Origin of the sequence: Streptomyces sp. NPDC047706 (genome assembly GCF_043204795.1) — a bacterium.
In the GTDB taxonomy this organism is placed as follows: domain Bacteria; phylum Actinomycetota; class Actinomycetes; order Streptomycetales; family Streptomycetaceae; genus Streptomyces.
The window spans coordinates 1-11,416 of record NZ_JBIDCW010000051.1; the positions used below are offsets into that span (position 1 = coordinate 1).

The 11,416-nt window shown below is 70.6% G+C and carries 9 protein-coding genes; 2 read left to right on the forward strand and 7 right to left on the reverse strand.

Going from position 1 to position 11,416, the window contains the following annotated elements:
• Positions 1–266 precede the first annotated feature (266 nt).
• From ACGF8A_RS34125 to ACGF8A_RS34155, 7 genes are all read right to left on the reverse strand, one after another.
• Complete coding sequence (locus tag ACGF8A_RS34125) at positions 267–1,403, reverse strand: hypothetical protein (protein WP_393114647.1); 1,137 nt, start codon at positions 1,401–1,403, stop codon at positions 267–269.
• An 87-nt stretch (positions 1,404–1,490) separates the two neighbouring features.
• Positions 1,491–3,572 (reverse strand): methyltransferase, FxLD system, encoded by a 2,082-nt coding sequence (gene fxlM, locus ACGF8A_RS34130; protein ID WP_393114649.1) that lies wholly within the window; start codon positions 3,570–3,572, stop codon positions 1,491–1,493.
• A 21-nt stretch (positions 3,573–3,593) separates the two neighbouring features.
• Positions 3,594–4,868: a lanthionine synthetase C family protein gene (locus ACGF8A_RS34135; protein ID WP_393114651.1), complete on the reverse strand. Its 1,275-nt coding sequence runs from the start codon at positions 4,866–4,868 to the stop codon at positions 3,594–3,596.
• On the reverse strand, positions 4,865–7,819 hold the full coding sequence (locus tag ACGF8A_RS34140; RefSeq protein WP_393114653.1) for a lantibiotic dehydratase: 2,955 nt from the start codon (positions 7,817–7,819) through the stop codon (positions 4,865–4,867). Before ACGF8A_RS34140 ends, ACGF8A_RS34135 begins: the two co-directional genes overlap by 4 nt.
• Positions 7,820–8,035: 216 nt before the next feature.
• Positions 8,036–8,215 (reverse strand): FxLD family lanthipeptide, encoded by a 180-nt coding sequence (locus ACGF8A_RS34145; RefSeq protein WP_016825826.1) that lies wholly within the window; start codon positions 8,213–8,215, stop codon positions 8,036–8,038.
• A gap of 190 nt (positions 8,216–8,405) precedes the next feature.
• Positions 8,406–8,594, reverse strand: a complete 189-nt coding sequence (locus ACGF8A_RS34150; protein ID WP_393114655.1) for a hypothetical protein — start codon at positions 8,592–8,594, stop codon at positions 8,406–8,408.
• A 226-nt stretch (positions 8,595–8,820) separates the two neighbouring features.
• Positions 8,821–9,267 (reverse strand): ATP-binding protein, encoded by a 447-nt coding sequence (locus tag ACGF8A_RS34155; protein WP_393114657.1) that lies wholly within the window; start codon positions 9,265–9,267, stop codon positions 8,821–8,823.
• A 241-nt stretch (positions 9,268–9,508) separates the two neighbouring features.
• Between ACGF8A_RS34155 and ACGF8A_RS34160 the strand changes: the two genes are divergently transcribed.
• Both ACGF8A_RS34160 and ACGF8A_RS34165 read left to right on the forward strand, forming a co-directional pair.
• Positions 9,509–10,792, forward strand: a complete 1,284-nt coding sequence (locus ACGF8A_RS34160; protein ID WP_393114660.1) for an XRE family transcriptional regulator — start codon at positions 9,509–9,511, stop codon at positions 10,790–10,792.
• Complete coding sequence (locus ACGF8A_RS34165) at positions 10,789–11,328, forward strand: GNAT family N-acetyltransferase (RefSeq protein WP_393114662.1); 540 nt, start codon at positions 10,789–10,791, stop codon at positions 11,326–11,328. Before ACGF8A_RS34160 ends, ACGF8A_RS34165 begins: the two co-directional genes overlap by 4 nt.
• Positions 11,329–11,416 lie beyond the last annotated feature (88 nt).

The window sequence follows — 11,416 nt, forward strand, 5'->3', positions numbered from 1 at the left end:
GCCCTGCCTTCATGCACGGAACGGCCAAATTCACCCGCCCCCACCGTCGTTTTCGATCGCATCGCGCTCATGATCGATAGAGATACGGCCTCTCAAGCAGCACAGGCTCGGAGCACCACACAGCGCCCCACCGCCCCGGCCCACCCGGCAGCCGCCGTCCCAGCCCCGCAACCGCAGCGCACACGACGGCGCTGATCACGACCTTGTGGACAACCTGGGGGCACGTAGCTCCAGCCCTTCGACGAGCTCCCAGGTTCGTGCGTCCATCAGGCTCTCTCCATAGGGGCAGCACACCCGAGATCTGAAGGGCACGCAAGGCTTTCCCGGATCACGCTGTCGCTGGCGTGGAGTGCCGCCGTCAGTTCGCCCTTCAACTCGTCCGGCATGGTCCCTGTCCCGAGGGCGCAGGAACGCACCAGTGCACGGCAGTCCTGTACTTGCCGGTCCGTGGCGATCGCAGTGAACAGAGGGTGAGCCAGGTTCTCGCGGGCCGCGTAGCCGTCTTCGGCCTCCGTCGTCCTGCGGTGGAGGTCCTCGACGATGCGGTGCGCGGCGGGCGAGTCAGCGGAACCGATCGCGTCGAGGACGGTCAGGCCGAGCCGGGCATCGAAGACAGTCATCCCAGGTTCAGACCGGCGCTCAAGATAGTCGGCCGCCAGGTCCGCCAGGTGGCCGTCGACCGTCTGCCCGGCGTCGCGGCGGCACAGGACGGTCAGGCATGCCGTAACGGCTTGCTCCCATGGATCGCCAGGCATCGTGTCGGCGAGGAGGACAGCGGCCCGTGCCGTGTCGCCCTCAACGAGAGCGGCGAGTATGGCGACTTGGCGCCCGTCGAGCATCCGCTTGCCTACGCCTCGGTGAGTTTCGATGTATGTCAGGGCCTCGGCCCAGCGTCCCTTGGTGGTGAGTGTGCGCGTGCCGTCGGCGAGAAGCACGCGCCACAGCCACGCACGGACCTCGTGGCGGTCCTCGTCAGTCGCGGTGAGGTCGGCCGGTACCGCGACACCCTCGAACCGAGCATCTACGCCCGCCTTGACGGCCCCATGCAGGTTGAGCAGTCGCTGGCGGCCTTCATCAGCGCGGCCCGCGCGGATCTTGAGGCGGGCGAGGTTGACGACTGGTTCCAGCCCTCGGATTGCGCTCATGCCGGGCAGGGGGCAGGCGTGGAGGTAGGCGGCGGCGTGCTGGTGGCACATCTCGCGTGCGAGGTCGGGAAGGTCGAGATCGGAGGCTACGAGAGCGGCCTGGTTGTAGACAGCTGATGCGAGCCCTTGGTCGGTCTTGTTCACCGCAGTGTCGGCCAGGTCGACGAGAGCGCGCACACGCTCGGGCAGAGGCAGGCAGGCGGGCCGGAATCGGGCAACGAGCGGGAAGCGTTGGGCTGTGGGTCCGTGCGGGTCCATGGGTCCCCCAGGCATAAGTGAGAACTGGTGAGGCGACGGTGCCCGCCGGCCGTGCGTCGGCGGGCACCGTCCGCTACACGTGGGGCGTCACTGCCAGTCGACGACGATGCGGTTCAGCGGGGTGTCGAGAGCGAAGAGGCCGGGGCACCGCTCGATGCTGGGGGCGTCGAGGGGCTGGATTTCGAACGTGGCTTCGCGGCTACGGTATTCGCGGTCCCAGGTGCGGATGGCGTCGGCGACCTTCGCGGCCAGTTCGTCGCTGCCGGGACCGTGGCCGATGACGCCGAACTCCCAGAGTTTTCCGCCCTCGCGGGTCCTCTTCTCCGACAGCCGCCGCGCCAGGTAGGTGACGGCGCCCTTGTCGACGACGGCGGTCGACGAGGGGTAGGGATCCTCGGTGAGCAGAGTGCCCTTGGCGCTCTGAGGGAACAGCATCCGGATCAGGCCGGAGGGAAGGGCGCAGGTCACGAACAGTTCCATCCACTCCGGCGACTCCATGGCCTGGACCGTCATGCCAGTCCATTCCTCGGTGCGCGGCTGGTCGAGTACACCTGCGAGGGCGTCGGCGTCGATGTTGAGGCCGGCGGGGGCCTGGAGCCGTACGGTGCCGTCCGTGCTGAGCGGGATCACTCGGCGGTCGTCGTCGGCGATGCCCCGCCGAAGCGGCATGAAGGTGTTCATCTCGCTGCCGAGGGACACCCACCGCCCGTCACGCTGCTCGTAGGCGATGGAGCGGGACACCGTGCCCTTGAGGCGCTGGGGGACGAGAAGCCGACCGCCGGGGGCAAGCTGCTGCAGCCAGGCGTGCGGCACACCGTGCGCGCCCACGGTGGCGATGATCCGGTCGTACGGCGCTGTTTCGGCGTAGCCGAGCGCCCCGTCGTGTGTCACGGCCTGGACGTTGGTGATCCCGGCGGCGGCGAGGTGCGTGCGGGCGCCTTCCACGAGGTCGTCGTCGACGTCGAGGGTGGTTACGTGTCCGCTCTTGCCGACCAGGTGGGCGAGTAGACCGGCGTTGTAGCCGGTGCCGGCGCCGAGTTCGAGGATGCGCTCGCCGGGCTGGGCGTCGAGTTGGTCGAGCATGAGGGCGACGACGCCCGGCTGGGAGGCGCAGGAGATGGACGTGCCGTCGGTGTCGTACTTGATGTGCACGGGTGCGTTGGCGTAGGCGTCTTCGAGTGACGCGTCGGGCACGAACACGTGGCGGGGTACGGTCCGCAACGCGGTCTCGACGGCGGGCGTGCGGGCGTGTCCGTCCGCGCGGAGCTGGTCGACCAGGGCGTTGCGGAGGCGCTCGGCGTCCGCCGTGGGGGTGGTGATCGTGTCGGTGTTCACCGCGCCGACGCTATCGGCGTCGGCCGTTGCGTCGGCGGGCGACTCGGTGTGGTCACTCGTTCCCATGACTACCTCTCGTGCGATGTGGGACAGGGCGCTCTGGTCGTCCCGGAGGAGACCGGCGCGGTTGGCGTGGAAGATCACGTGGTGGGCGATGACGGCTCGCAGGCCGCGGGTGAGGGGGCCGCGGGCTGCGAGGTCTGCGAGCGTGGTGCCGGCCCGTTCGAAGGCGGTCACCCATTCCTCGTGCGCGTGGAGTGGGCCGTTCGGGCGGCAGAGGCGGTGGGCGTCGGCGGTCATGAGCTTGCGCATGGCCGGAGCCAGTTCGGCGGCTCGTTCCGGTGGTTGTGGAGTGATGGCCGGTCGAAGGGCCGCGACCTTCGCCCATACGTCGCCCTGTTCGAACCAGTCGAGCCCAGCGCCACGCATCATGACGCTCGTCAGCAGGACGGCGGTCTCCCGGCGTCCCAGGTGCATCGGGCTCGGCTGGTAGGTGAGCAGGTGGCGGGAGTCGCTGTGGAACAGTTCGTGGGCTGAGTCCATGGCCTCCGGGCCGCCGAACGTGTCGGTCTCGGGCTCGTAGGCGCAGGGCAGGCACGACACGGCCACGCCGTCGCCGATGAGATCGCTCAGGAGTGACTCGATGGCTGGTGAGGGCTTGTCCGCGAGGTAACGCAGCGGCCAGGGCTGCTTGTTCATGAACCACCAGTCGGTGAGCTGCCCGTCGGCCTCCGCCTCGATCAGGGCGGGGCCGAGGCGTTCGGCGATGGTGCGCTGGGCAATCTCGCGGTCGACGAAGGTGATGTTGTGCTGCTGCCAGCGGTCGGGAGGCATTGAGGTCCTTCGGTCGGTGGATCAGGCGATGAGGAGGCATGCGTCCCAGGCGGACCGGGGTGGTGAGGCGGTGCTGGGCGCGAGGAGCGCCAGGGCTATGCCGGCGGCGCCGTCGAGTAGGCCGGGGCCGCTTTCCTCGTCCTGGATGAGCGCCGTGGCCGTGAGTTCGGGGTCGGTGCCCGGTGGGATGACCGCAGCCAGGAGGGCCGGGATCGCGGCGCGGAGCTTCTCCGCGGTCGAGGGGCGGGCGTCGTCGGCCGTACGCGCGGCAACGTGGGCGAGGCCGGCGAACCCGTGGCAGAGACCGTTGTCCGTCGCAGCCTTCAGCTGCTCGGGATCGGTGAGGGCGGCCACGAGTGCGTTCTCCGCGTCGATCTGGCGGCTGGCATCGCCGAGCGCCAGCGCGGCAAGTTGCTGGGCGCGGGCAAGGCCGGCGGTGCCGTAGCACCAGGACGGCCGCCGGGGCGCGGAGGGGGCGAGACGCCCGCTTCGCAGCTCGCCCTGAGTGACCCAGTACGGCCAGACCGGTCCGCCGTCGGCCTTCTCCTTCCAGCGGTCCAGCCAGGCCAGGATGGTGTGTAGTGCTGCGTGGTGCCCGTCGGTGACGGAGCCGTTCCGGGCGGCGAGGGCCAGGAGCGCGAGGACGCCGCCGATGCCGTGCGCCATACCGGTGTTGGCGTGTCCGCCGGGGAATCGGTCGTCCGGGCTGCCGGAGGGCCCAGTCTCCGTCCACCAGCCCGGCAGGGTCTCGCCGTGGTGGGTGATCGGTTCGGTGAGGCGCACGCAGTAGTCGAGAACAGCGCGCGTCGTGGAGGTGCCGGGGTTTCGGCGTAGTAGGTAGGCGCCGTATCCGGTGAGGCCCCGGATGGTGTCGAACTCGGCGAGTTGCGGCAGGCTTCCGGCGTCGATGCGGCGATGTGCGGCATCGAGACGGCGCTCGACGTCGACCGCGATCTGGGCGTCTATCGCGTCGAGGGCGCGCTGGTAGGAGCCGGGAAGGTGGTCGGCCGCGCAGGACAGGGCGTGGGCGAAGGCGGGCACTCCGTAGAAGGGGTGGCTGTCTGGGCCGCTGGTGAGCGGCTGCCGGGAGGCGGCGGTGAGCCAGTCGTGGGCGCGGTGCCACGGTGCGAGGCCGTTCGCGGCCAGCTCGATGTGCAGGAGCGCGATGCCGGGCGGGCCGTAGGCAAGGTGCTGCCGGTCCGAGGACAGCGTTCTGGAGCCGAAGGGCACGGTGTCGGGGCCGGCGAGTTGGGCGGCGATGGCGTTGATCAGGCCGAGCGTGGGGTGGGCAGTCACGAGGTCCTCCCCCTGGTGCGGGCGGTCCAGGCCAGGGCGGCGGCGCGCGCCAGGTAGAGGCACACCTCTTCCTCCGGGAAGTTCACGGCGACGTGGCGTACGAAGTGGACGTGCAGCAGGGAGGTCAGGACGTCGTCGACGGTGATGCCCTGGGTGTCCGGGCCGGGCAGGTGCGGCCGGTACGTGGCGAGTGCCGCTTCCCGGTCGGCCCATCCGGACACGATGGCGTCTCCGCCTGGGACCCTGCGCAGGGCCGACCAGTCGTCGCTCGGGTCGGCGAGCCGTACGGCCTCGGTGAACTGCGGGCGTGGAACGGGCACGGGTGTGGTCGGCGAGACATGGTCGATCAGCCACCGCATCCCGGCCTCGGTGGTGCCGAGGAAGGCGGAGGTGATGGCGACCGTGTGGGCCGCCACCAGCGTGCGCTGACTGGGGCGCTGTGGCTGCGCGAGCTGGGCCAGGACGGCGCGCGAGTCCGCCCGGAACACCTCCTCGGCCGCCTCCCATGCGGTGTCGGAGCCCCAGCGGCCCATCTCGCGGTAGGAGGTGGGATAGCGCAGGTCGGCCAGCAGGCCGATGCTTCGTAGCTCGTCGGCCCAGGCGCTCACGGTTCGGGCCGTGTCGGCGAAGGCTTGCGCGTCGGGGAGAGCGATGCGTACGCGGAGGTGTTGGTCCGGTTCGCGGAAGCGGATGAACCACCACGGCGGGTTGCCGAGCTGTTCGAGGAGGCCGGACAAGTGCCGGGAGACCAAGACGTCTTGGCGGCGGGGGTCGCCGTACAGGGCGGCCAGAAGTACCGAGGAAGCGGCAGGCGTCTGCATCTGGGCCGCAGACAGGGCACGAGCCCGGCTGGGGGCCGGCAGTGGCGGCCATACCGACGGCCTGCTTGCTCTGAGGGGCACCACGACCTCGTGGGCTCGCCCGCCGCACCAGCCGTACGCCTCCGGTTCAGGGGCCTCGACGAGCACGGCCAGGCGCGAACGGTCGAGGTGCCGACGCAGGAGTGCACGGTGGCCGGCCTCGTCGAGGTCGAGGAAGAGGCGCCGGTCGTCCTCTACGAGGTAGACGCGGCGCGGCAGCCTCCGCCCGGCACGCCAGTTGCTGAGCGCGGCGTCCCACTCGGCCCGAGGGCTGGCTTGGCCGGGCAGTTCGGACGCTTCCAGCCGCCAGCGCGCTGGGGCCAGCACGGTCCGGCCGTACCGCACACGTGGAAGGAACGGCATCGCCGTTGCGGCACCCCAGTCGAAGACGGTGACCTGCGCGCACTGGGCGCGGGACAGTTCGGTGAGGAACCGCACCAGTGGTGGGGTGTGGGTGCGCAGGTTCAGCGCGTGCATCCCGACGGCCTCCACGCGATGTCCGCGCTCGGGGACGGCGAGGTACATGCGGCGGCCGTCGCACCCCACAGCCAAGTCCTCCGGGGTCAGGACGGTGTCCTGCGGGGCGCGGTGCTCCTGAAGGCTGATCACGGTGGGTAGCACCTGTGGGGAGCGGGTGACGTGGGCGCTCTCGGAGAGCAGGGGTGGGAAAGAGAGCTGCGCGGGCATGGTGTTGCCGTCTGCGGCCGGGAGGTCGGCAAGCTCGGCGGCCAGGGCCTCGCGGTCAGCGGAGGACAGCACGCTGAGGAATCGGCCCGTGGAGACGGCGGCACCACGGGACACGCTGACGACCTCCACCCGGAACTGCCCGCGCTGCAAATCCTCCAGGCTGGCCGCGTGCACCCGCACCCCGATCTCCAAGTGCGGCGGCAACCGAGGCTTGTCGGGACCCACGTCCAGGGCCTCAATCTGTTCGTCCGTGAGGGTCACTTCGTCGCGGCCGTCGAGCGCTGCGGCCTGAGCCAGCCGTACGAGGGCGTCATCCCGAGCGGAGACGCGGGGCCTGCGTGCGCCGACCGGAGCGCCTGGGTAGCCGTCGGGATAGCCGATGCCGCTGTCGGCGACGACCTCCGCGAGCGGCACCATCGTGCCGATGCCGTACCGCTCGTAAAACCGCTGGTGATACTCGTTCCAGGCGGCGGTCCCGTACGGGCGGATGCTCAAGCGGGTCAGGACGAGAGTGGTCCGCTCGATCTCTTGGGCGACCGCTTCCGGCAGCACGATCTGCGCGTCCAGACGGAGGTCGAGCGCGACGGGGTGGCGACGCAGGCCCGGGACGAGGTCTCGCATCCGCGCCGCGACGCTGTCCCGGCCACCGTGCGTGGCGCACTCCTCCAGACCCGCCCGGACCGCGCGGAGTTCGCGTACGGTCTCGGCGACCGGGGCGAGGCTGCCGGCGTCGATCGCGTCGAGTTGGCCCACCAGATACCCGAGGGCGTCGGTCTCGGTGCTCGGAGCGTGCAGGCCCGTGATCAGCACCCGCCGCCGGATCAGCTCCGCCAAGAGGTGACGCGCCTTCTCGGGACTGGCCTCGGGGAACTCCGCCTGGAGTTTGTCCACGAGGGTGCCGAACCGGATCGGCGCCCGGGTCGCGGCCAGGACCGCGCGCACCGGTCCAGTCAGGGCCAGAGACGCCTCGACCGCGCGAGTCCGGTCGTCCTGAACGACGGGCTGGAACGGCACGATGAGCCAGTCTCCCCGGTACGTCACGGTGTTGTTGATGACGACGGGCAGCCGTTCGAGGAGGTCCGGGCATGACTCCATCCGTGCGACCAGGGCCGCCAGCCACTCTGCCCCCGCGCGGCCCACGGCCACGTGCTCCTCGCCCCAGTCGGCCCGCGCCTGCGGGCCGAACTCCGCGGTGGCCACGCCGGCGAACAGGCCGAAGGGTGTGGCCCGGTGCTGCGCCCGGAGCAGGTAGCGGGCCACGGACAGCGCGGCGCGCTGCACATCCCGGAGGGCGGGATCCTCGGCTGTGCACAGGGCCCGTACTTGCGCGGCCAGGACCGGGCTGGAGTGCTGGAGCGCCTCGGTGACGTCCTTGTTCGCCCAGGCCGCGCGTAGCCACGCCACGCGGGCAGACGAACCACTCGGCGAGCGGTCATCGAGGTCAGGGCATGGAGGGATCGGCAGCGAGGGCCGGGTCACGGCGCGCACGAGAGCAGCGGAACCGGTGCGGAACGCTGCAGGCGAAGCAACCACCAAGTACCTCCGTAGGTGAGGGGACGGGGGCTGGTGCCGCCGCGCGGAGACGCGGCGGCACCAGGCCAGGGTGACCTGGGGTCCGGGTCAGGCGACGTTGGTGGTGCAGGCGCCGCAGGTGGACCCGCAGTTGTCGTCGGTCAGGTTCACCAGGCCCGCCGGGTCGGCGATCTCGACGAGAGAGACGTCCAGGTCGAAGCCATCCGACGCCCCGGGGATCTGCGGGCGTACTTCGGTGCGGCTGGGAACTACGGTGCTGCGCGTCATGCTTCAACTCCTCTTAATCGTTGGGGTGTTACTGGGCTGGAGCGCCCACCAGGTACCGTCACGGGAGCGTTGCCAGACGGCTGCTCCCCGGACGGCTCCTGGCCGCCCGGCACGAGGGGACGTGCTCCGCGTAGGAAGTCCCTCGCGGGCCGCCTGCCTCCTGCCGGGAAGTCGTGTGCCGGATGTCTGATCAAGCGGACGCCGGCCGCCGCTCCATGAAGTAGGCGAACGCCTGGGCCTTGAGGCGATCAAGGCACGGCTTGCACGCATAGAAGGGAGCGTGCTGCCCGTCCCACTGCACCGGGCCGAGCCAGATCACCAGGACTCCGGTCCGGCCGCAGCCGAGCCAGCAATCACCGGTGATCCACGGCCACTCCATGGAAGGGCGTCCCCTTTCTCAGCTGGTCGGGATGGTCGATCTGGCTTCTGGCAGTTGGGAGCGCAGGCCCAGAGCTGGAACGGCAGGCCCCGGTGGCGTATCTCGCCCAGCCGTCGACCGCTCGCTCCCAGCGGCCAGGTGCAGAGGGCGCAGTCCATGGCCATCTGCTGGCGGGGCCGGAGTCGAGCGAGATCCGGAAGGGGCGAGGGTGCCGTGGCCGGGATGCTCACTCGCCGCCCCCGGTGCGGAGTTCCGCCCAGACCTCTTTGCCCCAGGGGCGTCTGCCCGAGCCGTGCAGGTCATAGCCCCAGCGGTCGGCGACCGCATCGACGAGGAGCAGACCGCGGCCCGACTCGTCGTCGTCAGCCGCCTGGCTGAGTATGGGAAGACGCGATGGTTCCCGGTCCAGGACCCCGACACGCAGTCGAGTCGCGCTCGGCCGCCCAACCATGAGGCGAATCTCGGGACACGGAGTGTGCCTGGAAGCGTTCGCGATGAGCTCCGTGATGATCAGCGCGGCACGGTCGGCGAGGCCATGGAGGTGCCACGCACCGAGGACGTCCCGAACGAGATCGCGGCCGAGCTCGGCCGTGGACGGCTCGCACGGGAAGGTCTGGCTGTACGTGGGATGGCCGGCGGAGAGGGCCTCAACTGGTTTTCTCAGACTCGTCATTGGGGTGGAGCCTTCGTGTCGTCTCGGCGCCCGGCCCGCCCCCGCGGGGGAACCTCAGGGGCGGGCCGGGCCGTCAACAGCCGCCCGCACTGTGGGGTGCAGTGGGCGACCAGCACCCAGATAACTCCCTTTTCCAGCAGGCTGGTTAGGACGTTCGGGTGCTCAGCCGACGGACCTGCCTAGGGTGTTTTGACCTCTCCTTTACCTGGCGGGCGGGGATAGCGAGGGCTACCGTGCCCGCATGGACACCACCCGCAACACCGTTCTTGAGGCGTGGATGACCGAACACGGCTACAGCTCCAACAGCCTCGCCGAGGCCGTGAACAGGGCCATTGAACGGTTGACCGGACGCCCTGGTGGCCTCGACGGCTCATCGGTCCGGGCATGGAAAGCGGGCCGGGTCACGTGGCCAAAGTCATCCGCCCGCAGGGCACTTGAGGACGTCACCGGACTACGCGCAGTCGCTTTAGGGTTCGTGCCACGGGGCCGGCCGTCGTCCATCCCGGCCCCACCGCAGCAGGAGGACCCCGACATGAAGCGCCGTACCCTCGTCGGCAGCATCGCGGCGGCTGCCGCAGCAGCAGCCGCACCCGGCACCGCATCGCCGCGCCGTATCGGCATGAGCGACGTAAACCGCCTCAACAAGCGCTTCGCCGAGATCATCGCCAGCGACCACCGTCACGGCGGACAACGCGGCATCGAACAGCGGGCCGCCGCCCTCGCCGACGAGGCGCTCAACCTCCAGAACGCCGGCAGCGCCACCCAGCGCGTACGCAGCAACCTCTACGCCTCGGCAGCCGCCTTCCGCTCCTCCGCGATGTGGGCCGCCATCGACGGCCGACGCTACGACGTCGCCAAGGCGCACATGCGTGAGGCCCAGGCCCTCGCCGAGATGTCCGGCGACCAGGCGATCAAGTTCCGCATCTGGAGCCACGCCGGCACCATGTACCGCCACATGGGCCGACCGGCGGACGCGTTCGCCGCCAACGACGTTGCCCGCAACCTGCACCTCACTCGCCGAGACCCTCTGTTCGCCTCGCTCGGCCTGGCCCGCCAGGGCGCCATCCACGGTGCGGCCCAGGACCGCACCGGCACCCGCCGAGCGTTCGAGCAGGCTCAGGACGCCATGCTGCGCGCCGACCCCGCCGACTACCGCCCGGTGTGGATGCTCGCCTTCTACGACCAGGCCGAGCTGGACTCCCTGGCCCTCTCCGCACACTTGGCGCTCGGCGACTACTCGACCGCCGAGTACCACGCCCACCGCTGCCTGTCCGCCCTCCGGCCCCACATGATCCGTTCCCGGGCCATCACCACGACCCGGCTCGCCCACGCCCAGCTCGCCCAGGGCGCCCCCGACGCCGCCACGGCCACCGCGATGAAGGTCCCCGCCGAAGCCGCCACCCAGCACGCCCGGGTCACGCGCATGCTGCAGGAGTTCGGGGCCGCACTGCGCGCCACCGCTCCGGGCAGCTCCAGCGTGCGGACCTGGACCGAGCACGCCGCCACCTGGAGGATGGCCGCATGACCACGGCGCCCGCCATCGAACTGCGCACCTTCACCACCCTCGACACCGCCCGCGGCGACCTTCTCGACGTGTACGCCGACGTGCGCGCCCCGCTCCTCCACCTGCCGAACTACGCGGTCACCGCGTTCGGCGAACGCCTAGACCGACACGGCACCGAGCCGGGGTTCACGGCCGTCCTCGCGTACGCGGACGGGCACCCGGTCGGCTACGCCTACGGCAACACCATCGAGCACGGCGACCGCTACTGGCAGCGCACCAGCCCGATGCCGGCGGAGAAGTACACCGAGCGTCCGGCCGTGGCCCTAAAGGAGATCGGCGTCCGACCGAGCTGGCGGAAGACCGGCACCGCCCGCCGCATCCACGACGCCCTACTCGCCACACGCGACGAGCCATACGTCACCCTCATGGTCAACCCGGCTGCTGGAGACGGAAAGGTCCACGCGCTCTACAAGTCGTGGGGGTACAAGGACATCGGTCAGAGTCAGCCGTCACCGGCCTCGCCGGTCCTCACCGTAATGATCCGCGCCAGCCACTGAGCCTTTCCCAGTAATGGATCATGACGGTGTGTGATCGTCAGATGGTGCGGTCGTATTCGAGTTGGAGCAGGACGAGGGCTGCGGCGGC

Excerpts from the sequence above, each read along its gene's own strand:
- ACGF8A_RS34125 (WP_393114647.1), bottom strand. The coding sequence starts at position 1,403 with ATGGACCCGCACGGACCCACAGCCCAACGCTTCCCGCTCGTTGCCCGA.
- fxlM (WP_393114649.1), bottom strand. The coding sequence starts at position 3,572 with ATGCCTCCCGACCGCTGGCAGCAGCACAACATCACCTTCGTCGACCGC.
- ACGF8A_RS34145 (WP_016825826.1), bottom strand. The coding sequence starts at position 8,215 with ATGACGCGCAGCACCGTAGTTCCCAGCCGCACCGAAGTACGCCCGCAG.
- ACGF8A_RS34150 (WP_393114655.1), bottom strand. The coding sequence starts at position 8,594 with ATGGAGTGGCCGTGGATCACCGGTGATTGCTGGCTCGGCTGCGGCCGG.
- ACGF8A_RS34155 (WP_393114657.1), bottom strand. The coding sequence starts at position 9,267 with ATGACGAGTCTGAGAAAACCAGTTGAGGCCCTCTCCGCCGGCCATCCC.
- ACGF8A_RS34160 (WP_393114660.1), top strand. The coding sequence starts at position 9,509 with ATGGACACCACCCGCAACACCGTTCTTGAGGCGTGGATGACCGAACAC.
- ACGF8A_RS34165 (WP_393114662.1), top strand. The coding sequence starts at position 10,789 with ATGACCACGGCGCCCGCCATCGAACTGCGCACCTTCACCACCCTCGAC.